Origin of the sequence: Candidatus Methylacidithermus pantelleriae, from assembly GCF_905250085.1 — a bacterium.
Classification (GTDB): domain Bacteria; phylum Verrucomicrobiota; class Verrucomicrobiia; order Methylacidiphilales; family Methylacidiphilaceae; genus Methylacidithermus; species Methylacidithermus pantelleriae.
In genome coordinates, this window is record NZ_CAJNOB010000002.1 from 1 (window position 1) to 24,229 (window position 24,229).

The 24,229-nt window shown below is 56.3% G+C and carries 24 protein-coding genes and 1 pseudogene; 15 read left to right on the forward strand and 10 right to left on the reverse strand.

The annotated features are described in order from the left end of the window. Window positions 1-776: pseudogene (locus KK925_RS01710) on the reverse strand (hypothetical protein); the annotation flags it as partial. A gap of 631 nt (window positions 777-1,407) precedes the next feature. Here KK925_RS01710 and ftsH point away from each other — a divergent pair. The 10 genes from ftsH (at window position 1,408) to KK925_RS01760 (ending at window position 11,542) form a co-directional block, all read left to right on the forward strand. Beyond that, window positions 1,408-3,384, forward strand: a complete 1,977-nt coding sequence (gene ftsH / locus KK925_RS01715) for an ATP-dependent zinc metalloprotease FtsH (protein WP_236027807.1) — start codon at window positions 1,408-1,410, stop codon at window positions 3,382-3,384. Between the two features lie 13 nt (window positions 3,385-3,397). Continuing rightward, entirely contained in the window at window positions 3,398-5,038 is a 1,641-nt protein-coding gene (locus tag KK925_RS01720) for an alpha-keto acid decarboxylase family protein (protein WP_174582674.1), read from the forward strand. Then, on the forward strand, window positions 5,035-5,760 hold the full coding sequence (gene nth / locus KK925_RS01725; protein ID WP_214096198.1) for an endonuclease III: 726 nt from the start codon (window positions 5,035-5,037) through the stop codon (window positions 5,758-5,760). The genes KK925_RS01720 and nth overlap by 4 nt, the downstream gene beginning before the upstream one ends. A 114-nt stretch (window positions 5,761-5,874) precedes the next feature. After that, entirely contained in the window at window positions 5,875-6,822 is a 948-nt protein-coding gene (locus tag KK925_RS01730; RefSeq protein ID WP_174582675.1) for an ACP S-malonyltransferase, read from the forward strand. Next, window positions 6,806-7,549 carry a 3-oxoacyl-[acyl-carrier-protein] reductase gene (gene fabG, locus KK925_RS01735; protein ID WP_174582676.1) on the forward strand — a complete coding sequence of 248 codons (744 nt, stop codon included), beginning with the start codon at window positions 6,806-6,808 and terminating at the stop codon, window positions 7,547-7,549. The genes KK925_RS01730 and fabG overlap by 17 nt, the downstream gene beginning before the upstream one ends. A 63-nt stretch (window positions 7,550-7,612) precedes the next feature. Then, window positions 7,613-7,858, forward strand: coding sequence for an acyl carrier protein (locus tag KK925_RS01740; protein WP_174582677.1), 246 nt, complete (start codon window positions 7,613-7,615; stop codon window positions 7,856-7,858). 48 nt (window positions 7,859-7,906) lie between these two features. Beyond that, on the forward strand, window positions 7,907-9,175 hold the full coding sequence (gene fabF, locus KK925_RS01745; protein ID WP_236027808.1) for a beta-ketoacyl-ACP synthase II: 1,269 nt from the start codon (window positions 7,907-7,909) through the stop codon (window positions 9,173-9,175). 37 nt (window positions 9,176-9,212) lie between these two features. Continuing rightward, entirely contained in the window at window positions 9,213-9,440 is a 228-nt protein-coding gene (gene rpmE / locus KK925_RS01750; RefSeq protein ID WP_174582679.1) for a 50S ribosomal protein L31, read from the forward strand. A 186-nt stretch (window positions 9,441-9,626) separates the two neighbouring features. Next, window positions 9,627-10,742 (forward strand): peptide chain release factor 1, encoded by a 1,116-nt coding sequence (gene prfA, locus KK925_RS01755; RefSeq protein ID WP_236027809.1) that lies wholly within the window; start codon window positions 9,627-9,629, stop codon window positions 10,740-10,742. A 263-nt stretch (window positions 10,743-11,005) separates the two neighbouring features. After that, window positions 11,006-11,542, forward strand: a complete 537-nt coding sequence (locus KK925_RS01760) for a hypothetical protein (protein WP_214096199.1) — start codon at window positions 11,006-11,008, stop codon at window positions 11,540-11,542. Window positions 11,543-11,703: 161 nt separating this feature from the next. Here the strand turns inward: KK925_RS01760 and KK925_RS01765 are convergent, their stop codons facing one another. Both KK925_RS01765 and KK925_RS01770 read right to left on the reverse strand, forming a co-directional pair. Next, complete coding sequence (locus tag KK925_RS01765; protein ID WP_214096200.1) at window positions 11,704-11,904, reverse strand: hypothetical protein; 201 nt, start codon at window positions 11,902-11,904, stop codon at window positions 11,704-11,706. A 60-nt stretch (window positions 11,905-11,964) separates the two neighbouring features. After that, complete coding sequence (locus KK925_RS01770; RefSeq protein WP_174582680.1) at window positions 11,965-12,168, reverse strand: transposase; 204 nt, start codon at window positions 12,166-12,168, stop codon at window positions 11,965-11,967. 243 nt (window positions 12,169-12,411) lie between these two features. On the opposite strand from KK925_RS01770, the gene prmC reads away from it, so the two are divergent. From prmC to coaD, 3 genes are read left to right on the forward strand one after another with little or no spacing between them, the layout of a single operon-like run. Further along, window positions 12,412-13,236 carry a peptide chain release factor N(5)-glutamine methyltransferase gene (gene prmC, locus KK925_RS01775; protein WP_174582681.1) on the forward strand — a complete coding sequence of 275 codons (825 nt, stop codon included), beginning with the start codon at window positions 12,412-12,414 and terminating at the stop codon, window positions 13,234-13,236. Then, a complete protein-coding gene (murA, locus tag KK925_RS01780) occupies window positions 13,229-14,491 on the forward strand; it encodes a UDP-N-acetylglucosamine 1-carboxyvinyltransferase (RefSeq protein WP_174582682.1) in 1,263 nt (420 codons plus the stop codon). Before prmC ends, murA begins: the two co-directional genes overlap by 8 nt. 43 nt (window positions 14,492-14,534) lie before the next feature. Further along, complete coding sequence (gene coaD, locus KK925_RS01785) at window positions 14,535-15,074, forward strand: pantetheine-phosphate adenylyltransferase (RefSeq protein ID WP_174582683.1); 540 nt, start codon at window positions 14,535-14,537, stop codon at window positions 15,072-15,074. Window positions 15,075-15,312: 238 nt separating this feature from the next. Here the strand turns inward: coaD and KK925_RS01790 are convergent, their stop codons facing one another. Beyond that, window positions 15,313-15,951: a hypothetical protein gene (locus tag KK925_RS01790; RefSeq protein ID WP_174582684.1), complete on the reverse strand. Its 639-nt coding sequence runs from the start codon at window positions 15,949-15,951 to the stop codon at window positions 15,313-15,315. Window positions 15,952-16,919: 968 nt separating this feature from the next. On the opposite strand from KK925_RS01790, the gene KK925_RS01795 reads away from it, so the two are divergent. Next, window positions 16,920-18,542 carry an IS1634 family transposase gene (locus KK925_RS01795; protein ID WP_174582727.1) on the forward strand — a complete coding sequence of 541 codons (1,623 nt, stop codon included), beginning with the start codon at window positions 16,920-16,922 and terminating at the stop codon, window positions 18,540-18,542. A gap of 407 nt (window positions 18,543-18,949) precedes the next feature. Here the strand turns inward: KK925_RS01795 and KK925_RS01800 are convergent, their stop codons facing one another. The 3 genes from KK925_RS01800 to KK925_RS01805 form a co-directional block, all read right to left on the reverse strand. Further along, on the reverse strand, window positions 18,950-19,240 hold the full coding sequence (locus KK925_RS01800) for a hypothetical protein (RefSeq protein ID WP_174582686.1): 291 nt from the start codon (window positions 19,238-19,240) through the stop codon (window positions 18,950-18,952). 125 nt (window positions 19,241-19,365) lie between these two features. Beyond that, window positions 19,366-19,491: a hypothetical protein gene (locus tag KK925_RS11225; RefSeq protein ID WP_268905619.1), complete on the reverse strand. Its 126-nt coding sequence runs from the start codon at window positions 19,489-19,491 to the stop codon at window positions 19,366-19,368. Continuing rightward, window positions 19,491-19,943 carry a hypothetical protein gene (locus KK925_RS01805; RefSeq protein ID WP_174582687.1) on the reverse strand — a complete coding sequence of 151 codons (453 nt, stop codon included), beginning with the start codon at window positions 19,941-19,943 and terminating at the stop codon, window positions 19,491-19,493. Before KK925_RS01805 ends, KK925_RS11225 begins: the two co-directional genes overlap by 1 nt. A 381-nt stretch (window positions 19,944-20,324) precedes the next feature. Here KK925_RS01805 and KK925_RS01810 point away from each other — a divergent pair, with 381 nt between their 5' ends. Then, on the forward strand, window positions 20,325-20,732 hold the full coding sequence (locus tag KK925_RS01810; RefSeq protein WP_236027810.1) for a DUF488 domain-containing protein: 408 nt from the start codon (window positions 20,325-20,327) through the stop codon (window positions 20,730-20,732). A 25-nt stretch (window positions 20,733-20,757) separates the two neighbouring features. On the opposite strand, the gene KK925_RS01815 is transcribed toward KK925_RS01810, so the two are convergent. From KK925_RS01815 to tkt, 3 genes are read right to left on the reverse strand one after another with little or no spacing between them, the layout of a single operon-like run. Next, complete coding sequence (locus KK925_RS01815; RefSeq protein WP_174582688.1) at window positions 20,758-21,480, reverse strand: HAD hydrolase-like protein; 723 nt, start codon at window positions 21,478-21,480, stop codon at window positions 20,758-20,760. A 59-nt stretch (window positions 21,481-21,539) separates the two neighbouring features. Then, complete coding sequence (locus KK925_RS01820) at window positions 21,540-22,229, reverse strand: histidine phosphatase family protein (protein WP_174582689.1); 690 nt, start codon at window positions 22,227-22,229, stop codon at window positions 21,540-21,542. After that, window positions 22,201-24,228: a transketolase gene (gene tkt / locus KK925_RS01825; RefSeq protein WP_174582690.1), complete on the reverse strand. Its 2,028-nt coding sequence runs from the start codon at window positions 24,226-24,228 to the stop codon at window positions 22,201-22,203. The genes KK925_RS01820 and tkt overlap by 29 nt, the downstream gene beginning before the upstream one ends. Window position 24,229 lies beyond the last annotated feature (1 nt).

Consider the following 24,229-nt stretch of genomic DNA (forward strand, 5'->3'; position numbering starts at 1 on the left):
CCCCACCACCAGAAGGGATCCCACCAACCCCACCCCATCCAAGGCCACCAATCCCACCACCATGGCCAGAAGTCATACGCTACAAAAGGGGGATACGCATAGGTGTATGCATAACCCGGGGAACTAAACTCACCATAATCGTATGAATACTCGTAGTACCCTCTGGAGTTGGGTCGGGTTGCCGGATAGGCCTGCCGCTTCGCATGCTCAAAAGAAGTCTCCGATGGGCTCGATCCCGTGGGTGGCTGTCCCTGGGTCGTTCGCTCCTCCGTAGCTTGCTCCTGCACAGGACTGCTCAAAGCATTCTGAACAATGGGAATCATCTGATTCCGGACATCGCTAGCAAAACGCTCAAAATCGTCTGCCAAGCGCCGGATTTCTTCAATCTTTTGAGCCTGCAAATAGCTAACAACCTCATCAGAGGCTGCAAGATGGTGGCGGTAAGCAATCTCTTCTTTGGCTTGGTCAATTTGAGCTACTATTTCTCGAGCCTGCCTCGCTTTATCCAACGCACGGCTCCCCAACTGGTCTAGCTCCTTCAAGGTAGCCTCTGTTATCTTTGCCCGATCCGGCATGAGTGATCGCGCCTGCTCAGAAAGCTGCACCAGCTCCTCCCTCTGAGGGGCCTTGGCGAGCAAGCGATTGAGCGTGCGGGAGAACTCCCCTCTGGCCGCCTCCCGCTCGTCACCCTGGTACGCTTGGTAAATAACCACTCCCGCAGAAAGAATAGCCAGCACTCCAGCACCTAGTAGGAGACCCAAGCGTATGGTTTTCACTTCTACCCTTCCTATGGGCCTTGAAAAAAGATAGCCCGACCTCTTGACTGCGTCCAATGAAGGGGACTTTTCTTTATTGTGGCATCTATGGGATCATCGGCATTATAACCGATCTTCTTTAAGCTTAAGCCTATTTAAAGACGCATAAAGGTAAGAGACACAGAAGGTTTTATTTCTTCTACTCTCTCTTTTTGCGCTAGCGATGCCATTGGTTGGCCGCCGAGCCAAGGAAAGACCCAGAGCTCCGTTCTAGCTTCAAATGGGTTCAAGCTAGAAGCCAGCCTTCACGTAGCAGTAACGATCATGGGAGGCTCGAACAGCGGCGCAACCCGGTTTCAAAGACCCAAATCCTTCTGACTTGGGCAAGGGAAATCTTTTTTAGTTCCTCCGGCACAAATCCGACGAGCTCTCAAAGTGCCGGCGCCAACGGAGACGCTAGGAGACCGGAAAAAACCAACGCTCCCCTTGGACCGAAACCTTCTTTTTCGGATACGCCCCGCTGTCGGTAAACAAACTCCCAAGCTATGCGCTAAAGCTAATAAAAAGATACAGAGAGAAGCGTTTCCCACCGTCTTTGACTCGCAAAACGGCCTGCTTTTCGCTACTCTTCATACAGGAGAAAGCTCTACCCATGCCTCAAGGAGCCAATCGCCCCCCCTCCCCCCATCGGACTCGATGGATGGGTCAGCGACCCAAACTTCCCCCCCAAGCTCCCCATCCCTGGGTGGGGCTAGCCATCCAGATCCTTCTCGCTCTGGCTTTGGTTTGGTTTTGGCAGCAGAGCTTTCATGAAGCCCGGTTTACGACCATCCCCTACAGCGAGTTTAAGAAGCTTTTGGCCCAGAAAGAAATTGCCGAGCTTTGGATCGGGCCTGATGAGATACGGGGACGCCTAGAGGGTCCCTCGGCCAAGGGAACGATCGGGAAATTCTTTCGAACGGTTCGCCTGGAAGACCCGACACTTGTTCAAGAACTCCAATCGTCGGGAGTTCGATACCAGGCCACTCGTCCAAGCTTTCTTGGGACCCTCTTTTTTTCCTGGATTTTACCGCTCATGGTACTTCTGGGTCTCTGGGTCCTCTTTACTCGACTGGCAGGGGTGGGGGGTGGCGCTCATCCCCTCCTAAGCTTTGGGAAAAGCCGGGCGTTACTCATTAAAGGAGAGCGCACAGGGGTTACCTTTGAGGATGTGGCCGGCTGCGACGAAGCAAAGTTTGAACTTCAAGAGATTGTCGATTTTTTAAAAAACCCGGCTCGTTATCGATCCCTCGGTGCCCGAATCCCAAAGGGAGTCCTTTTAGTGGGGCCTCCCGGAACCGGAAAAACCCTTCTGGCAAGAGCCATAGCAGGAGAGGCAGGGGTTCCCTTTTTTTCGATCAGCGGAAGTGACTTCGTAGAGATGTTCGTGGGTGTGGGCGCCGCTCGCATGCGTGACCTTTTCGCCCAGGCCAAAAAACAGGCTCCCTGCATTATTTTCATCGATGAGCTAGACGCAATCGGGCGACAAAGGGGGGCCCGAGTCATCGTCAGTCACGACGAGCAAGAGCAGACCCTTAACCAACTCCTTGTCGAAATGGACGGGTTTAACCCCAACGTGGGGATTATCGTTCTCGGAGCCACCAATCGTCCGGAAATTCTTGATCGGGCTCTCCTACGCCCGGGGAGGTTTGACCGGCAGGTGGTCGTCGATCTTCCTGATCTGGACGGAAGGGAAGCGATCTTGCGAGTCCATGCTCGGGGAAAACCCCTGGATAGTCACGTCGATTTGCGCAGAATCGCTCAGGCAACCCCTGGCTTTTCTGGGGCCGATCTAGCCAATCTGATCAACGAAGCGGCGCTCCTTGCCGCGCGGCGCAACGCAAAAGCGATTACTCAAGAAGACCTGGAGGCCGCTCTGGAAAAAATCGTCGCTGGTCCGGAAAAGCGAAGCCGCCGGCTTCGAGAGGAGGAACGCAGGCGGGTGGCCATCCACGAGGTGGGACATGCGCTTGTGGCGGCTTTTAGTCCCGCTGCCGATCCTGTTCGAAAAATTAGCATCGTTCCTCGTGGCAAGGGAGCACTCGGATTTACGCTTCAACTCCCGACCGATCAGCATTATCTGGCTACGCGCAGCGAGCTTTTGAGTCGCATCCGCTGCGCCCTTGGAGGACGCGCAGCCGAAGAACTCGTGTATGGAGAGCCAAGCACAGGGGCCGAAAATGACCTCGATGTGGCCACGGTTCTCGCGCGTCAGATGGTATGTATTTATGGGATGAGCGAGAGTGTAGGACTAGCGCGTTGTGCCTCGCGAAGTCCTTCGCCTTTTTTAGGGGATCTCAACGGGTTGTGGAGTCGAGATTGCAGCGAAAAAACGGCGCAACTCATTGATACGGAGGTCAAAGCCATCCTGGAGCAGGCTATGGCGGAGGCCAAGCAAATCCTGTCGGAACACCAAAAGGAACTAGCGGACTTAGCGGAGCTTTTGCTCAAAAAAGAGACCATTGAAGGGGAAGAATTTTACCGGCTCCTCGGTCAATCACCGCCCGAACCGAGCCTGCGGCAGCAGGGGGTGGTTCTTACTTCCGAGCCTCCGGTCATTGATTCTCAACCCCTTGGAAAGCCGGATTGAGCCAGGACCCCCCATGTCCTTACGCGTACTGGACTACTTGGTAGCGCGGCTCAAAGAGCTGGGTGTCCTTCATGTGTTCGGGATACCCGGTGATTACGTCCTTCCTGTCTACGATGCGCTCTTGGAAAAGGGGATTTCCATTGTTACCACCTGCGATGAAGAGGGAGCCGGTTTCGCTGCCGACGCCTATGCAAGGATTCGGGGAATGGGGGCGGTGTGTGTGACCTATTGTGTAGGAGGTCTTAAGGTAGCCAACACTACGGCTGGGGCGTATGCGGAAAAGTCGCCGGTGCTCGTGCTCTCTGGAGCACCTGGAATGAAGGAACGAGAAAAAAATTCACTCCTTCATCATAAGGTCCGAGATTTTGACACCCAACGGAGAGTCTTTGAGGAACTCACGGTAGCCTGCACCCTTTTGTCGGAACCGGAAAGGGCTCCCCAAGAAGTGGATCGGGTACTTACGCAGGCACTTCGATACAAGCGTCCCGTCTACATCGAATTGCCCCGGGACACGAGTTTTGCTCCCCTCCCCTCTTCGACCCCCTTTCCACCCCCTCCGCTTGTGGTCAAAGAGCCAAGCGATCCGGAAGCGCTTGAGGAAGCCCTGGAGGAGGCCGTCACGCTCCTTACCTCTGCTCAAAAGCCTTGCCTTTTAGCCGATGTAGAAATCCATCGTTTTGGCTTGCAACAAGAGCTGGAAGAGTTTGCCCTGCAGGTAGAAATCCCCGTTGCGGCCACTCTTTTAGGCAAGTCGGTGATCGCTGAGACTCATCCCTATTACATGGGAGTTTATGAAGGGGCGCTTGGCCGGCCAGAAGTCCGCGAGTATGTGGAATCGAGCGATTGCCTTCTGATGCTGGGCGTTTTTATGACAGATATTAATCTGGGGATTTACACAGCGCAACTGGATCCGGCTCGTTGCATCTACGCGACCAGTGAAAGGCTTTCCATTCGGTACCACCGTTACGAAAATGTCACGCTAGAGGATTTCCTACGCGGCCTGCTCAAGCGCACCCAAGGTTGGAAGGCACCCCGGCGGGAGTTCCCCCGGCCTCCTGGCGAACTTTCTCTGGGAGAAGCGCGCGACCGGGTGACGGTCCGTTCTCTTTTTGGCAGGCTTAACCGGTATCTGACGGACGAAACCGTGGTCATTGCCGATGTCGGAGATGCTCTTTTTGGGGCTGCCGATCTTTTGGTCCACCAGAGAACCGAATTTTTGGGCTCCGCTTATTACGCCTCCTTAGGTTTTGCCGTGCCGGGGGCACTGGGGGCGCAACTGGCTAACGCCCGGCTCCGGCCTCTCGTTCTGGTGGGGGATGGAGCTTTCCAGATGACCGGAATGGAGCTCTCCACCATTGCCCGTTGGGGGTTAGATCCGATTGTCCTTTTGCTCGACAACCAGGGATACGGAACCGAGCGACAGATCCGGCAGGGCCCCTACAACGAGTTATTACCCTGGAACTACTGGAAAGTGCCGGACGTTTTGGGTACCGGGCGAGCGTTTCTAGTAGAAACGAACGAACAATTGGAAAGTGCCCTCCAGGAAAGTTTTGCGGTGCGGGGAACCTTTTCCCTCATCCAGGTTCGCCTGAACCCAGAGGATCGCTCTCCGGCACTGGCCCGGCTGGCCGAACGCCTCGCTGCCCAGCAATGACAGAAGGCTCCGGATCAATGGTCGTGGGCAGTCCCCCGTGGGTCAGAGAGCTTTGCAAGCGACTCAAAGCTACCTACCCGAATAGCCGGCCCGCTTTGACCTACAACAATCCTCTGCAACTTCTGGTGGCTGCCATTCTTTCGGCCCAGACCACCGACGAGAGTGTCAATAGGGTGACGCAGAAGCTTTTTCAACGATACAAAACGGCAAGCGACTACGCCCAGGCCGACCTTGCCGAACTAGAAAAAGATCTTCGGGCGATCGGTCTCTACCGCTCGAAAGCGCGCAACATTCAGCGCAGCTGCCAAATCTTGTGCGAAAAATATGGAGGCGAAGTCCCTCCGGATATGGAGGCGCTCCTTTCCCTTCCGGGGGTCGGACGAAAAACGGCCAACGTTGTCTTGGGCAACGGTTTCGGGCGGAACGAGGGCATTGTGGTCGACCGTCACGTCGCCCGCCTGTCCCACAGATTGGGGCTGGCAAAGGGAAACAATCCCGAAGCCATCGAACGGGAACTTATGGACAAGATTCCCCGGGAGCTATGGACGGATTTCAGTAACTGGCTTATCTGGCACGGGCGAAAGCGTTGCCGTGCGCGCTTTCCCGATTGTCGGCACTGCGAACTGGAGGATCTTTGTCCCAAGATCGGGGTCTCTCTTCAGGGTCCACCCGAAGGCCGTTCCCCCAAAAAACCGGCGCGTGCGACAACCCGTACGACCTAAGAGCGGAGTGCCGCTTTTACCAAAAAAGCGAAACCGCAAAAGGAGCGCTTTTTCCTTTTGACAGTGTGCAGTCCTTTGCCGCAGGGATAGCTATCTAACCGACGGAAAAGACCCATGGAGATTGGACGATGTTCAAACGGGTGGGGTCTCCTTTTTGCTGGCCAAGGAGCTCAAAGGGTTGGGATGGGCAAGGACCTCTGGGAAGCCTCACCCCTGGTGCGGGACTGGTATCGGAAGGCGGAGCAAATTGCGGGACTTCCCTTGACGCGAGTTTCCTTTGAAGGACCCATGGAAGAGCTGTCGCGGACCTCGGTTTGCCAGCCAGCTCTTTACGTGCAAGGAATGGCTCTCTACTGGCTTTTGCAATCCCACTGCCCGGATTTCCCGACGATTGCCCTGGCGGGTCTTTCGCTAGGAGAATGGACGGCCCATGCGGCTGCCGGTTCGCTCGACCCGTACGAGGCTCTAGAGCTTGTCGTGCAACGAGGGCGCTGGATGGAGGAGGTAGCACAAGAAAAACCGGGAGCCATGACAGCGATCCTCGGGTTACCGTTACACGCGGTCGAGGAACTTGCCAGGAAGTTTGGAGTAGAAGTTGCCAACTATAATGCGCCCACCCAGATCGTGCTTTCGGGAAGGAAGGACCGCATCGAAAAGCTCACGCAATGGCTTCAGGGAAACAAAAGAGCCCGGGCGGTTCTTTTACCCGTCAGCGGTGCCTTCCATTCCAGTGACATGCGGGAGGTGGAACGGAAACTTTCTGGCGCCCTGGAACGCCTTTCCATTCGGCCACCGCGGTTTTGGGTCTTTTCCAACCGAACCGGAGGGATCGTTACGGAGCCTCAAGAGATCCGTCGGAGCTTGGCGGAGCAGGTTTCCCACCCAGTGTTATGGGAGGGATGCTTGCGGAAGATGCTCGAGCTTGGCATCGAACGGTTCGTAGAAATTGGTCCTGGGGGGATTCTTTGCGGTCTGGTTCGCCGGATTCACCCCAACGCCCAATGCTTGACGTACGAGAAGCTTGCCGATCTTATCGAGATTCTCCATGTCTCTCAAGGGTAAGGTTGCTGTTGTCACGGGTGCCAGCCGAGGGATCGGGCGAGCCATCGCACAGGAACTCGCTCGGGAAGGGGCCCGCGTTGCCTGTGTTAGCCGTAGTCCAGAACCTTTGAACCAGACGGTCCACGAAATCCTTGCCCTGGGAGGTGAGGCCAGAGCCTATTGCGCCGACAGTACGGAACCGGCGCAGATTCAAAAGGCGGCGCAACAAATCTTAGAGGAGATGGGTCCTGTCTACGCGCTGGTCAACAATGCAGGAATCGTTCGGGACCGGCTCCTTTTGCGAATGACCGAGGAGGACTGGGACGTGGTGATCGATACGAACCTAAAAGGGGTTTTTCACTGGACGAAAACCCTACTTAAGGGTTTTCTTTCGCAGCGAGAAGGGAGGATTGTCAACATTAGCTCGGTTTCAGCTCTTCTGGGCAATGCAGGACAGACGAACTATGCAGCTGCCAAGGCTGGGCTTTTGGGTTTTACCAAAAGCCTGGCGAGGGAGGTTGCTTCCCGAAACATCACTTGTAACGTTGTCTGTCCAGGGTTTATTGAAACCGGCATGACCCAGGGACTGGATCCGCACCTTCGGGAGAGGATTCTGGGAGCCATTCCTCTGGGAAGGTTTGGCCGACCGGAAGAAGTGGCGGGTCTGGTCTCGTTCTTGTGCGGTCCGAAGGCTGGCTATATTACTGGTCAGACTTTCGTGGTAGACGGGGGAATGGCGATGCAATGAAAATTGGGTTGCTAAATTGCCTCGCCGCTTCTAATTACGCCTAACCTTGAAGGAGAACGAGCCATGGCGGAAAAGTCCGTAGAGGAACGTGTAAAAGAAATTATTGTGGAACAACTTGGCGTGAACCCAGAGCAGGTAACGCCGGACGCAAAATTCATCGAGGACCTGGGAGCAGACTCCCTGGATACAGTAGAACTCGTCATGGCCTTCGAGGAAGAGTTCAACGTGGAGGTACCGGACGAGGAAGCCGAAAAGCTGCAAACCGTGGGCGATGTCATCCGGTACATTGAGGAGAATATGGAGGAGTAGAGGGGGGACCCTCCAGGGCTTCGGTGAATCCGCGGGCACCGCCTGCCGGTGCCTTTTTTCTTCCTACCTGTGAACACACGCCGTGTCGTGGTAACCGGGATGGGGGTGGTTGCCCCTAACGGAAACTGTGTGAAGGAATTCTGGGCCAACGTTCTGGCTGGCCGGAGTGGGATTGCGCCGGTGCGCTCGTTTGACGCCAGCCGGTTTGATTCCCAAATCGCGGGGGAAATTAAAAATTTTGATCCCTACCCCTTTTTTCGAAATTCCAAAGATGTCCGGCGAACGGACCGGTTCGTCCATTTGGCCATGGCAGCAGCCTATGAAGCGGTCCGGCAGGCAGGATTGGACCGGCCGGGAGAAGTGGATGCTACTCGGGCAGGGGTAATCGTGGGTTCGGGAATCGGGGGCCTCAAAACGCTCGAAGAACAGCATTCCCTTCTGGAGACCAAGGGGCCCACACGGGTATCCCCTTTCATGATCCCAAGGATGATCAATAACATGGCGTCAGGGCTGATCGCCATTGAGTTCGGCTTCCAAGGACCCAATTTTGCCGTGATTAGTGCTTGTGCGACCGCAGCCCACTGCGTCGGGGAAAGCTGGAGGCTCATCCGGGAGGGAGAAGCGGACGTGATGGTGGCGGGGGGTAGTGAAGCAGCCGTCACCCCGCTGGGCCTTTCCGGGTTTGGCATGATGAGAGCGTTAAGCGTGCGGAATCACGAGCCCGAAAAAGCCTCTCGGCCGTTTGATCGGGACCGCGATGGGTTTGTGTTAAGCGAAGGAGGCGCGATACTGGTTTTGGAAGAGTTGGAACACGCCTTGCATCGGGGCGTACCGATTCTAGCAGAAATTTTGGGGTACGGTCTTTCTGCCGATGCCTATCATATGACCGCTCCGGGCCCGGGAGGGAAGGGAGCCGCACGTGCCATGCAGAAGGCGTTGGAAAAAGCGCATCTGCCACCGGAATCCGTAGACTATATCAACGCCCATGGAACCGGGACGCCCGACGGCGACCGGTGCGAAACTCAGGCGATCAAAGAGGTTTTCGGACGCCATGCCTACCGTGTTCCCATTAGCTCCACCAAATCCATGACCGGTCACATGCTGGCTGCTGCAGGGGCAGCGGAACTGGTGGTTTGTATCGAGGCCATACGATCCGGGGTTATTCCCCCGACGATTAACCTGGATCATCCAGACCCCGAGTGCGATCTTGACTATGTGCCCCACAAAGCCCGGGAATGGCCCGTTCGGATCGCAATGAATAACTCCTTTGGCTTTGGAGGTCATAACGCCTGCCTGGTCGTGGGTTCCTGGCATTGACGGGAAGGACAAGATCCGTCAAGTTGAAGGAAATTCGATGAAAAAAGGGATTCATCCAGAGTACGGGGACGCCGTGATCCGGTGTGCGTGCGGTGCTGTCTATCGGACACGCTCGACCCGCCCGGATATTCACATTGGGATTTGCGCTGCCTGTCACCCCCTTTTTACCGGCCAGCAGAAGTTTGTGGATACCGCTGGGCGGGTGGAAAAGTTCACTCGCCGCTTCGGTAAAACGACTCTTGTTGGAAGCGTCAAACGTCGTTAGGTGTTTGGGGATTTTTCCAGGGCAGCTCTCCCTCCCGGAAAGCTTCCAAGCCCCGGAAATTCACTGGAACGCATACCCAGAGCCTTGCGACGGAAAAGGGCCATGTCTCGTTAGGGGAAACGGCACAAGCGAGTCACCCTGCGTGGGGAATAATCGGGTCGATACGGAAAGTTCGCAAAAAGCTGAGTGGTTACCCTTGGGTTTGTGGACACGCGCATGAACCTCTCGGAGCACGTCCAGCAGCTTCGCCAGCGGTATCGCGAGCTGGAGGAAGAAATTGCGCGCCCGCAGTTCTATAGCCAGCCTCTTCATGCTCAGGAAGTGCTGAAGGAACACGCGCGGATCGGTGAGCTTGTACGGGTGGGCGAGGAATGGGAGAAATGTCGGAAACAGCTCCGGGAAATGGACGAGCTTGTCCGGACCGCCGAAGATCCCGAGTTACGCCAGCTCGCAGACCAGGAAAAAGAGCGACTGCAACGGCAGGAACGAGAGCTTTCTCGCAAGCTTCTCTTGGGCCTTCTTCCCCCCGATCCGAATGAAGGGAGAAATACCATTGTGGAGATTCGAGCCGGTACGGGTGGAGAGGAAGCCTCCCTTTTTGCGGCAGACTTGTACCGGATGTATAGCCGCTACGCGGAGCGCAAGGGGTGGAGGAAAGAGGTTCTTTCCCATAGCCCTAGCGAGTTGGGAGGATTCAAGGAAGTCATCTTTCTTTTGAGCGGACCGGATGCCTACCAACGGATGCAATATGAAAGCGGTGTCCATCGCGTGCAACGGATCCCTGTGACCGAATCCCAGGGCCGAATTCATACCTCCACGGCCACGGTCGCTGTCCTTCCCGAGGCTCAAGAAGTGGACGTAGTGCTCAAACCGGAAGAGCTTCGCATTGAGGTCTGCCGTGCCAGTGGCCCGGGAGGCCAGGGGGTCAACACCACCGACTCTGCCGTCCAAATCCTGCATATCCCTACGGGAATGATCGTTCGCTGCCAGGATGAGAGATCCCAAATAAAGAACCGGGAAAAGGCCCTTCGCATCCTGCGAGCGCGCTTACTGCAAAAACGCCAGCAGGAAGAATCGCAAAAGTACGCGCAGGCCCGGCGGCAACAAATTGGAACAGGCGACCGGCATGAGAAAATCCGGACCTATAACTTTCCTCAAAACCGGGTTACCGATCACCGCCTTCGCCTCACCCTTTACGATCTGGCAACGGTACTCGATGGTGATCTCGAACCCTTGCTGGACGCCCTGGCAGAAAAAGAGGCCCAGGAACGAATCGCCGAGATACTCAAGGAAAACCGGTAATGGGGTAGATAACCCCCGACCGTAAAGCCGCGGGCTTTCTTGGAGAGCGCAAGAGATGTCTGATCCATCCCATGCTCTGAACATCAGGCGTCTTCAGGGCCGCCCTTGGCCAATGCTCGGCGTCGTCGCCCAATCGTGGCAAATCCCGACTTGCGCTCACGTCGCTGTGCGCCCGAAAGAACACAGTGAGGAGACTTGAACCGATGTGCTGAGCGTTTTCCCAGACCTCCACAACACAACTCGCTCTAGCTAGTGTAGGCTCGATGGGCGTACTGGACGAAGGACGCTACCTGCCGCCACGCCCCGCAGTGCTAACGGGCGCACACGCGCTTGCCGACCCTCCTCCGGTCGCGGATCTCCGTGAGGTCGTCCATCCCGATCCTGTCGACCCCGCCTCGATGGCGGCGCGGACGATCGTTCTACTCGGTTCGGGGTTCATGTACCGAATGTACCGGATCCTTTCGCCGGAGACCTGCCGCAGCCTTCCCTCTCGCGCTCTGGCTGCCGTTGGACGGAAGACGACGACACAGGGCAAGAGAGCGATCGCGCTTCTCGCGCCACTTTCCGCCGCCCAAGATTTTGCCTGTGCGTATGAGGGAGAGGTTCTTTTCCCCGACATCCACGCCCAGCATGGCGCCCGACCCAGAGCTTGCCTCTCTTCCGTCTCGACGACGAGCTTAAGATACCCCCTTCTGTCGCGAAAGACGCGTTCCGGTTCCTTCGGCCGACCGCAGGCAAAAATGCGTCTTGGGTGCTCGCCCAGACGCAGCCGGACGCTCTTGCGTCCCTCGATCGTGTAGAGCAACACACTTTCACCTTTCATGGTGTACGTAGGCTTGTTGAAGGGCACGCTGGCATGGTCGAAGCGGTTCGCCGGAACGGGCGCGTCCTTCGTCGTGGTTCCTTATCTCTTCTCTGCCCTGGAGGCCTTGCACAGCGTAAAAATGGCGCTGCAGCACACCTAGACACCCACCGGTGTTTGCCTAGCGCACCAGCGTGTAGGCGCGCGCTGGTGCAGGGCTACCCTGTCCCAGAAGCAGTACGAGGGCACGACGGGAACGAGCCGGTTGCAAACGTCGGCGTAGGCGTCCGAGGAGAGGGCGGCAAGCGATCGTGTTTGCTCCGGCGTAACATCCTGTTGGATCGACGCCGTGCGCATCATGGCTCATCCTTTGGGTGAGATGGTTAGAACGCTCGATGGAACGGCGGATGATCTCCGCGCTCACTTTGGCCGCCGTCCAAAGGTAGTACGATGGCGACCACGGCTGACCGCCCCACACCCGCGGTTCTTTACCTCGGGGAAACGCTGGAACCACCGGGTTGCCGTGACGCCCTTACGCACCTTGACGGCATCGGCCACGGCGATGGCAACTGGGATGCCGACAAAAAGATGAATGTCATCCGGCTGGACCTCCTGGGAGATCACCGGCTAGCCAGGGTCCGCGTAGACGGCACCCTGCATCCCTCTGGTTTGCCTAGCCACCGCTCGGGGTCAATACGTCGCACCAATCCTTTGGACACCAGATCAGCTGGGAGACCGCTGGGTCGACGTCATTCCGGTTGGTGATCATGTTGGTCATCCGCCATATTGTATACCCCATCGTGCGCTGTGCGCCCCCACCATTTTTCTCGCGGCGATGGAAATCGCAGGTTTCTTTGGGGAAGGCCTATGAAGATCGGAGAAGTCCTTTCGCTGACCACCCAGTACCTCCACAAGCACGGGGTTGACTCACCCCGACTGTCCGCGGAATGGCTTTTAGCGGATCTTTTAGCGGTGAAACGCCTGGACCTCTACCTTCGCTTCGACCAATCCCTCCCCGAGGAGCTTTTGGAAACGCTCCGTACTCTTGTGCGGCGCCGAGCAAGAGGGGAACCGCTCCAGTATATCCAAGGATATGCTCTTTTTCGAGGGCAACGCTTCACCGTGACCCCGGCGACCTTTATCCCCCGACCGGAAACCGAAATCCTCCTCGAGGAGATCCTCCCTTTTTTGGACCCGCAGGGTCCTCCGATTCTCGACGTAGGGACCGGGTGCGGTGTGCTTGCCATTTGTCTTGCCCAGATGTTTCCCCAGCTCACCATTTTTGGGTGTGACAAAAGCGACGCGGCTTTGGCGGTAGCCAAAGAAAACGCTCAAGGGTTAGGGAACGTAACGTTTCTCGAAAGCGATCTACTCGACGGCGCTCCCCAAATCTTCTACCAGGCCATCGTTGCAAACCTTCCCTACATCCCCACCGCCTGGATCCCCAAGCTGCCCAAGGAAATCCAATGGGAACCCGTTTTGGCTTTGGATGGTGGGCCTGATGGAATGCGCTACATTCGGGGGTTGGCGGAACAGGCTAGGGGCCGCTGCCGTTGGCTTGCACTGGAAATCGGGGATGGGCAAGCGGAACCCATACAAACTTCTTTACAAAAGCTAGGCTACCACGTAACGAAGCTAGTCGAGGATTTGCGCGGGATTCCCAGAGTTTTGATCGCCCAGAGCTGTGCATAAGTTGGTCATTCACGGAGGCCTACCGCTCAAAGGGAAAGTCTCCATTGGGGGAAGCAAAAATTCTTCCCTCCCGATCCTTGCAGCTACGCTCTTGACCCCTGAGCCCTGTATCCTCCACGGGGTTCCGAATCTTTCGGATATTCGCTATATGCTCCAGATCTTACAATTCCTGGGGGCAGAGGTCGAATTTTCTGACTCTACCGTCCGGGTTCAGGCCCGGAATGTTCAGCCGGAAGCGCCCTACGATCTGGTGCGGAAAATGCGAGCCTCCATTTGCGTGCTCGGTCCTCTTTTAGCCCGCTGCCACCAAGCAAAAGTTTCCTTACCTGGGGGGTGTGTGATCGGAGATCGCCCGATCGACCTACATCTTAAGGGACTATCGGCACTGGGGGCCGAGATTCGCGTGGAAGAAGGGTACATCGTGGCCCAGTGCAAGGAACTCAAAGGAGCCAAAGTCGAACTCTATGGAAAATTTGGGTCAACCGTTCTAGGCACGGACAATGTCCTTATGGCCGCCTCGCTGGCTCGGGGAACAACCTTGATTGAAGGGGCCGCCGTGGAACCCGAGGTGGCCGATTTAGTCGAGTTTCTCCAAAAAATGGGAGCCACCATCCGAGGAGCCGGTACTCGGGTCTTGGAAATTGAAGGGGTAGAGGAACTCCACGGCGCCGAGCACACGGTCATCCGAGATCGAATCGAAGCTTCTACGTTCGCCGTAGCCGCAGTGATGACAGGAGGAGAGTTGCTCCTGGAAGGAGCCCCCTTCTCCCATATGGATTCTGTCCTACAGACCCTTCGGAGCTGCGGCGCCCGCTGGGATATCACGCCCAACGGAATCCGGGTTTGGACCAATGGGCCGCTGCGGGCTTTTCAATTGCAAACCGAACCCTACCCGGGTTTCCCTACCGATATGCAAGCCCAGTTCTGTGCTCTGGCGTGCGTCACCCCGGGGCGGAGCACGGTTGAGGAACGTATCTTTCCGAACCGGTTTATGCATGTTAGCGAACTCAAACGCATGGGTGCACAGATCGAACTTCTCGGCAACCGAGCAACCATTGAGGGAGTTTCTCATTTAAGCGGAGCACCGGTGATGGCTTCTGACCTTCGAGCCTCAGCGGCCCTGGTACTGGCGGGGCTAGTGGCCAAGGGAAAAACGACCGTCCACCGCGTGTACCACATTGATCGAGGCTATGAAAACATCGATCAAAAACTCCAACAGGTCGGCGCAGAAATCCGTCGGGAAGTTGTCTCATAACCGACCCGGCTCCGGGATCACCCTCTCCTAGCCAAAGCCATCTATGCCCAGGACCAAGGCCATCTATCCCGGCAGTTTCGATCCCATCACTCTAGGACATCTCGACGTACTGCAGCGAGCCTGTCGCCTATTTGACGAGGTCATCGTTGCCGTAGCCGTTCATACACCCAAGGCACCGCTCCTTTCGCTGGCGGAACGAGTCGAACTCATTGAGCAGGTCATTCATCACCACTTTGGAGATGTACACCCACGTGTTATCCCCTTCGATGGCCTTACGGTCGACTTTGCGCGCTCCCAAGGAGCGTGCGCAATCGTGCGAGGTCTGCGCGCCCTTTCTGACTTTGAATTTGAATTCCAACTCGCATTGACAAACCGAAAACTCGATTCTTCTATCGAGACAGTCTTCCTAATGCCTAAGGAGAGTTATAGCTATCTTTCCTCTTCACTCGTGAAAGAAATCTGCCGCCTAGGCGGCAGTATTGCAGCCTTTGTGCCACCTGAAGTGGAAGCCAAGTTGATCGCTCGCTTGCGTCCTTCATCCTCCCATGCCTCGAGCTCCCAGAACTCCCAAGAAAGAGAATAACCAAGGGTGTTTCACGTAGTCGTTCCTGAACCAAGATCGATGGTCAAAAGACACGGGCTGGCCAGTGAGGCAAAGTTGAGAAAACGCTGCCGTTTCTCCCTAGAGACCACACTTGTTCATTCCAAAATGGCACGTTCGATTTTTCTCAACGCTCCCGGATGGTTTTTTCACGTTCACAACTAACGGATAAGCCAGACAACATCTCTTTTGGGCCGGCCTTTACAAAAGGCGAGAATTCCTATCGACTGATAAGGTCTTCCATTTCATCGTCCACCCTTACATCGATAATATTCCACGTCACATCTGGTTTGTAATAAACAAACCTCCAACGCAAAGGCTGAAGCTCTAGACCCAGAAGATAGCTCACAACATAGATCCTTGTGCCGACCGGATAGGTGTCGTACACTTCAAAAGACTTTGCCTTTCCGTACGTAGCCATTGCCTGCTGGACTTTCTCTACCAAGGTTTTTACGTTGTCAGTTCCCTGCCCTAAGCGACTTTTCCCAAGCAGCTCCTCAAAAGCTTGTTGTATTTGACCTGAAACCAGCCGGTTAAAAAAACGTTCTAAGGGAAAACGAATTTCAGGGATCGGTGGTGTTGGGTTGGGATTGGATCGAAAGTGCATCGGGGCCACGTCTTCACGAACGCTGGGTGGAGGAAGAGTTTGAGCCCAGCTCCGGATGCCCGTCAGAGACAGAACGCTTTCCCAGATCGCAAAAGAAACAAAAAGGAGAAAGTGCGATCGGAGAAGAAACCCGGTTTTTTGGCTCTGGCCAACAACGAGCCTCCTCTGGAGACTTGGAGAGGAGATGGGCACAAAAGAACTGCTACCCAAAAAAAGGGCGTGTTTTCGATCGGAAAGTAAGAAGATCCTCATGAGCTAACCGTTTGACGATTTGCTTTTTCGTTGTGTGGGACTTCTTTTTCGCTAGCCGCCGCTTTCCGGCAATTCTTTTGAAAAAAAGAACCAGCCGCAGACGCAGGGGCCTCGTTGCGCCCTGCAGTCATTTTCGTATGGGTTATCAAGGAGAGGTGGCTTCTGGCAATCTTCTTTTCAAGCTGGGCCTCTTTCTTTTCCCTCCTCACCGAAGCTCTTTCCTTTTGGTGCGGGCTTGCGTGCGCGTGCACAGAAACGAAACTCTTTGCCAGGGAGGGGAAAAACCATACTCCCTTGCCTTTCCTCAGACCATAGACAACCATTCCCAGAGATGATCCTCCGGGACGCCGGTCGAACGGTGCTGCCGACGATTCGTGTGCCGGGTTGCCGCTGGCGAAGCCCAGGTAGCACCCAGTCCCGCGTTTTCGAGGACAGAGGCGTGGGAGGGGTTGCCCATTGCCTCCCGAGGGGGCATGTGCTGGTTGCGCCGCTTTGAGTCTCTTCCGAACCCCCTCCATAGAAACGACCCCCTATACTTCCTCCGATGGCTTGCCGGTAGGGCGAAGCTGATATGACCACCATTGCGAGTGGGCACAACCGCCTCTCGCACGGACGGGCATTCGGAGAGCCCCAACCCTTTCCGAGCGAGGGCACCAGAGCGCCCCATGGGAAAAACTTGGTGCCATAACGACGCACCCAGTCGACCGCCCAATCGCAGAAGTATTGGCTGAGTCGACTTGGATCAGCTCGACTCCGGCAACCAAAAATGCCGGTTTGAGCCAACCGCGATCGCCTTGGCGCTAGGCGAAGGACGAGAGCGAGTAAGGCCAAACGTAACTTCCTCAGGTTTTTTGACCTTTGGAATTGCACGTCTAGAACTTATGGAAAAGTGCGTAGGGTCTATGTGTGAATAGGTTCTCAATAAAAATTTTTTGACTGCAAAATGGCAGGTATTGCAGGCTGTAGGCATGTACGTCCGGGAAATCCGTACCCATCGCAACGGCAAGGTGTACCGGCAGGTGGTGGTTCGGGAGTCCTACCGGGTGGGCAAAAAGGTGAAGACACGGAATTTGGCCAATTTGAGCCGGCTGCCGGTCGAAACGCAGGAGGTTGTTCGGGCGAGCTTGAAAGGGCAGAAGCTTGTCCCCTTGGAGGGCTTACAGGTGGAGGAGGTGTTGGATTATGGGGGGTTAGTGGTACTGGAAGAGGCATGGCGAAGGTGGGGTCTAGAGGAAGTGCTTGCAGGCGTGAGATCGGAGCGGAAGCGGCGGTTAATCAAGGCGATGATTTTTGGGCGGATTCTTTTTCCCTCTTCGAAGTGTGCGTTGCGGAACATACCAAGGGGGACGGTTTTACCGGAACTCTGCGGGGTGGAAGAAAAGGACTTGGAGGAAGAGGAGCTGTACGGGGCGATGGATGGGTTAAACGGGGTCTGGAGCCAGGTGGAAAAGAAGCTCTATCGCGAAAATTCCCTGCGGGGGACAAGTCTTGTCCTGTATGATCTTCCCCGTGGGTACCTTGAGGGGACAAACCCGCAGGGACTAGCCCGTTACGGACACAGCCGGGACCACCGAGGGGATCCGTGCCCAGTGCTTCTTGCGATTGCGACCAATGCTCAAGGAGTTCCGATCCATGTGGAGGTTTTGCGGGCAAACCGAGCGGATTCGAAGACCCTTGTGGGGTTGCTCGTGACACTCCAACGACGGTTTGGGATCCGGGAGGCAACCTTCGTTTTTGATGGAGGAATGCAAAACCGCAGGAACTTGGCGGCGCTCAAGGAGAGAGGGCTTCCGTATGTCACTCGAACCGACCAGGAAAAGCTCCAAGAACTGGTTCGGGATCTTCCCAAAGATCGCCAGCTTTGCCTTACCGACCGGAGTCAAGTCAGAGAGGTGGAAAGCAATGGGGTTCGATATGTGATTGCTGGAGGAGAATGGCAAGCTTTCAGGGATCGGGCCCAGCGCGAAAGCCGGCTGGCTCGTGCCAAGGAGGTATTGGCCCAGATCACCAAAGGGATCGGGCAAGGAGCCGATCCGGCCAAACTGGGGAGGCGAGTCGGTTGGGTGCTCTCTCGGCTCGAAGCCCACAAATACTTTCAGTACGGGGTCGACCCTGAGGGCCGGTTCTGGTGGAAACTGAACCGGGAGCGGATCCAAGAGGACGAAGCAATCGATGGATGGTATCTCCTGGAGACGAATCTCTCCCCGCCCGAAGCTTCCCCCGCCGAGATCGTCACTCACTATAAGCGACTCGCGGAGGTTGAATCGGCCTTTTCCCAGCTCAAAAGCTCCCTGGAACTCCGTCCCGTGTATCACTGGGGGCCGGCGACCCAAGTCCGCAATCCCATCCGCATCTTTTTCCTGGCGTACTGGCTCACCGCCCGCCTCCGTGCGGAATGGGTCTCGAAAGGCTTCCACGAAGAGGTCTCCCCAACCCTTCGTCGCCTTCAAGCCATCCGCGTAACCCGGCTTTTGTCCGAAGGCAAATGTCAGCGGCGAATGCTTTGCGAATTACCCAGAGAATTAAGCGAGCTAGTCCAAAAACTAGGCCTGCTTCCTCTCTTTTCTCACGGGCCCAAGTGGATCACGTAGGCAGGACGAAACCATTCACTCGTTGGGCTACAGTGACTTACGTTCCAACAGTGTCGCAGGTATGCGAACGGGATCCACTACCTAGAGCTTTGAGCTTCCTCTTGCGAAGATCGCATCCCTCACTCAAGCGACTTGCCTACTCCGGCGCAGGCCTCAGGGATCTCTTTGCACGCATCACCAAAAAAATGGCTTTGGCTTGCTCCTGGCTCTTGCCATTTAGATTCCATCCGATCCGACGAACATCCACTAGATTGCCCAACCGGTCCGTTTCGACCAGCCCTAGATGATCCTCGTCTACGTCGATCCCGACCGATCTGGCAACGCGGCGTGTCACCCGAAAAATGGGTCCGCGGCTCGACCCTGGCCAACACCCCGCCACCCTTTTCTATCCCGCACGAAGCGGTACCTTAGCGGGGATCCCCCCGTTTCCAAACGAGTTCCCCCCTGTCTTGGTTGTCCTGCTGACGATCCGCCTGGCGCCGGGGAGCGCCTGGAGGATCGCCTCCTCGCCGTAGGGCAAGCGCACGCCCTTTAAAAACCACGTATTGGCTCGGGCTCGCCCGTCCGTCCCGCAGTCGCAACCGCAAAAGCCGATAGACTCCCGTCGAGGGATACCGTGGCTTGCCAGGACCGGGCCGGGCGGTCCTCTCCTTCGACCCAAGCACAAGAGAACTGGCTCCTCCGCTCCGGCTTGCCAATCTCCTTCTTTCCAAGGCGGTGTAATCGGCGTAGGCGTTCTTCCAAGGGCAACTTTTTAGGGGAAGAGGCGGCGCGAACCGAGAGAGACGCGCCCGCTCGGCACTCCTGATCGGCCGGGAGCGCGTCAAGCCTGGCCCGCAGGGTGGTTAGCCGCCACTTTGTTATCCAAAACGTCCGGTTCCGGCCTCTTTTCCTCAAGCTTCCGGATGACCGTTTCGATTCTCCGGATCGGCTCCTTAGCTTCCTTCATTAGCTGCGGCTGTCTTCCACCAATCGAAGCAATCTTTCCTTCGAGCGCGAGCCAGAGGGCATGGAAGTTTCGGGCGTCCAAGCCAAACTGCGGCAGGAAGGATAGCTTACATTTCTTGAGCGAAACCCCAGGCTAACTCTGGCAGAAAAAACTCCGCTCCACCGGCCAGCAGAGCGCCGCATCGGTGTTGAGCAACGCCCCCCTTGCTCGGGCGTCACCCGCAGCCCCCTCGGGTAAATGAAAAGAGAGAGTTTGCTTGTGCCATCGCTTCGAGCCTCTTCTTGGAACGCTTCTGCGCGGATTTCTTCTCCGGAAAGCCTCCCACACAATGAAAGGATCTTCCCATGCAGGTCATGCACGATATCGCCCGTCTTCCCATTGGGACCCACCACAAGGATAGATCGACTCTGCGCGGCCAATGCCACTTCCTGGCATTCGAAACCGGAACGCATCAGCCGGTAGCGCTACTCGACCAGGATGACGCCGACCTTCGAATCACCCACCTGCCCTACGAGCCCTCTGCGACGCGTGTTCACCGCGGAGCCGAGGTCCTTAACGGCCCTGACGATCCGCAACTTTTTGCTTGAGAGCCAACTCGGAGAACCCAAGCCAATTGTCTCTCTCTTGATTCTCATTCCCTGCCATGAATAACCTTAAGTGTCCCTATCCTGTTTAGACTTTGGCAACCCCTGCTCCGATGAGACGCGTGGAGCATCCCCCCGAATCACGCCATTTTGCGGTAGACCTCCTTTCCAACAGGGCACTTTTCTCTTTGCCCCGTTCGCTCGAAGACCGGCACGTACAACGGTGAAACAAGTTAGGGCTACATTTTTTTGCGAGGCCGTGCCAGTTGTGCCATCATTCTCAATACCGTGATTCGAGTCAAACGGGTGTACGATCCCCCGGATCCGGCCGATGGTGTGCGAGTTTTGGTCGATCGGGTCTGGCCAAGAGGCCTAAAGAGAACCGAGCTGCAGCTGGATTATTGGTTTCCCGAAGTAGCTCCCAGTTCTCCATTACGAAAGTGGTTTGGGCACGACCCCACGAAATGGGAAGAATTCCGGCAGCGATATCAAAAGGAGTTAGAATCAGAAGAGAAAAAAGGCGTTCTTACCAAGCTTCTTCATTGGGCAAAGTCAGGGTCCCTCACGCTTCTCTACTCGGCGCGCGATCCCAAGCACAATCAAGCGCTGGTATTACGGGATTTTTTGCGGCAAAAACTTGAGCGTGGTAACCCGTAGTCCCTCTCATGGGCTTTTTTCTCCTTTAGTCCCGGTGCTTCAGCGCCGCTTCAGGAAAACAAAGCCTCTCGAGAAGGTCAATCGTCAAGGGTTCTAAGGTTCCTACCACGAGAACCGCACCGGGAAAGCCACTCCCAAAAGTGTAATCGTTATAAACGATCGCGCATCGAATCCCGGCGTTTCGAGCTGCCTCCAAACCCTGCGGGGAATCCTCCAAAGCCAGCACCTCATCCGGGGACAGCTTGAAAAGTTCTAGACATCTGCGGTAAAGCGGCGAATCCAGTGCCCCTTTCATCCCGGACTCCTTCCCCAGGACCGGGCAAAAAAAGGAAGCCCATTGAGGCAATCGAGCTCGCAAAAGAGCCCAAATCTGTGCTTCATCCGAAGTCGAAACGATCCCTAGGTACATGCGCCGGCTCACGGCCTGCTCTATCAAGCGGGCCACCCCGGGACGAAGCGACAAACGAGGAACGTATTTGTTAATATAAAGTTCCCTTTTCACCGTGGCCACGCGGCGCGCCTCTTCATCCAGGCGCTCGGTGTCCCATTGAGGAAAAACCGATTGGAGCGCATGCCGAATCCGCAAGTAATTTCCCGGAATGGCCAGAAGCTTTTGAAACTCCTCCCAACTCCATCGTATGGGAAAACCACATTGCTCAAACGCCTCATTACAAGCCGGTAAATGGCCCTCTTTTTCCGTCTCCGCTAGCGTGCCATCCACATCAAAAATGATCCCTTTGAGCGACATCTCCCCTCTTTGTCTTCCGAGAAGTTAACCCCGTTTCCACCGGGATTCCCATTCCCCCTTTACCGAGCTTGACACAACCGATCCAATTCTTCCTGGCTAACTGCATACGGTTCCGTGGTCTCGATGATCCACGATGAAAACGAGCGCAAGGGAAGACCCAGGAGAGCACAGTGCAAAAGTGCTCGTACGTACTTATGAAGCACGATAAGGAAGGGCCCTTGCGGACCCTGTTCCCAAAGTTTCGCAACCGCTCGCACGATCCTTTCCTGCGCCTGCCAGACAGGTTCCGTCGAGCCGGGCGGCAAGGGAAATTGCGAAGGATCCTCTAGCCATCGCGCATACGGCGAAGCGGAATCCTCCAGAAGATCTTGACTCCTTTTTCCTTCCCATTCCCCAAGATCTATTTCTCGAAGGTCGTCACAAACCACGAGCCCAATCCCGAGTCCTTTTGCGTAGAGCTCCGCTGTCTCTTTTCCCCGAGAAAGCGGGCTACAGGCGACCCATCGCAGCCCCAAAGAACGCAGCTTGGCGAGGTTCTCTCGAGCCTCTTGCCGCCCCTCCTCGCACAGGGGAACGTCGGTGAGCCCCTGGATCCGACCTTCCAAATTCCAGCGGGTCTTACAGTGGCGAACGATATAGAGGGGAGCTTCCACTGGCCCGTTGCGAGATAGCTGAACCTTCCCCACACGCTGAAGCCAAAGACTTTTTCGCTTTCGGACCCTAGTGCCCCGCCCCCGCAAGCCGGTCAAGACACGCTTTCACCGCTTCCACCACACGTGCTGGCGTGATCCCAAGCTTTTCGTAAACCACCTTGTAAGGGGCCGAAGCGCCAAAACGGTCTAGCCCAACGATCTCGCCATCCAGTCCGACATACCGCCGCCACGGCCAGCTGCGAGCAGCCTCGACGGCCACCCGAGCCCGAATCCTTGGGGGAAGAACACTCTCTCGATAGGAACGGGGCTGTTCTTCGAAAAGTTCCCAACAGGGCATGGAAACCACTCGCACCCCAATCCCCTCGGCACGGAGCAACTCCCGTGCGGAAAGGGCAACGTGGACCTCCGACCCGCTGGCGAGCAAAATGGCTCGAAAGTCCGCATCCTCAACCAAAATATAAGCCCCTCGAACCGCTCCTTCCTGCGCAGCCAGTTGAGAACGATCCAATACGGGAACGGCTTGGCGGGTCAACACCAAGGCAACCGGGCCTTCCCTGCGGGTAAGAGCGATCTTCCAGCCAACCACCGTTTCCGTGGCATCCGCCGGTCGAAATACCCAAAGGTTAGGGATAGCCCGCAAGCTTGCCAGATGTTCCACCGGTTGATGGGTAGGACCATCCTCTCCAAGCCCGATACTGTCATGAGTAAAGACATAGATGACTGGAAGCTTCATCAGAGCCGCCAGTCGAATCGAAGGCCTCATGTAGTCGGAAAAGACCAGAAACGTGCCGCCATAGGGGCGAATGCCGCCATGCAAACAAAGTCCATTGAGGATAGCCCCCATGGCATGTTCCCGGACTCCAAAATGAATGTAGCGCCCCGAAAAATCATCACGCCGGATAGCCTTTTCCCCCTTGGGTTGGGTGTTATTACTGGGGGTAAGGTCCCCCGAGCCTCCAATCAAATTGGGGATCCGAGGAAAGATAGCCGAAAGAACCGCACCGGAAGCCGCCCTTGTTGCCAGAGGAGCCTGCGGAGAAAAGCTGGGCAGCTCTCGATCCCAATCCGGACTCAGCTCTCCCTGCCAGATGGCCTCCCAAAGCCGCGCCAGTTCCGGAAAAGCCTGGCGATATCGCAAGTAAAGCTCGTTCCACTCTTTATGTCTCTGCCGACCCCGTTCGGCCGCTTGCCGGAAAAACTCCTTAGCTTCCTCCGGGACATAAAACTCCTCCTGCGGTAAGCCGAGTCGCTCCTTGGCCAGTTTGACTTCTTCTACACCTAAGGGTTCCCCATGCGCCTTGGCTGAATCTTGCCGGTTGGGACTCCCAAACCCAATGTGGGTCCTGCAGGCGATAAGCGACGGCCGGGCCGTTTCCCGCCGCGCGCTTTCTAAAGCCGCCTCCACAGCTTCGGGGTCGTGTCCATCGACCCGCTGAGTATGCCATCCGTATGCGGCGAAACGCATCAAAACATCTTCGGAAAAGGCTAGTTCTGTAGGCCCGTCAATCGTCACCCTATTGTCATCATAAAGGACCACGAGTTTCCCTAAGCCGAGATGACCAGCCAGGGAGGCTGCCTCGTGTGAGATCCCCTCCATAAGGTCTCCATCACTGGCAATCACGTAGGTCCAGTGATCGACGATAGGAAAACCGGGCCGGTTAAAGTGCGTCGCCAGCCAGCGCTCCGCCAGGGCTATCCCGACAGCATTTCCGAATCCCTGGCCCAAGGGTCCGGTTGTCGTCTCCACTCCCGGAGTTAACCCATACTCCGGATGGCCGGGCGTGCGGCTTCCCCATTGCCGAAACCGTTGGATCTCTTCCAGAGGAAGATCAAACCCGCACAGGTGCAAAAGACCGTAAAGGAGCATGCACCCATGCCCCGCAGAAAGAATAAACCGGTCTCGGTCTGGCCACTGGGGATCGGAGGGATCAAAGGAGAGAAACCGGCCCCAAAGGACAACCGCCACGTCTGCCATGCCCATCGGCATCCCGGGGTGACCCGAGTTGGCACGCTGGACCGCATCCATGGCTAAACCGCGGAGAGTATTGGCGGCGATCCGGCGTAGCCGCCCAATTTCTGCTGTTGCTCCTTTCATG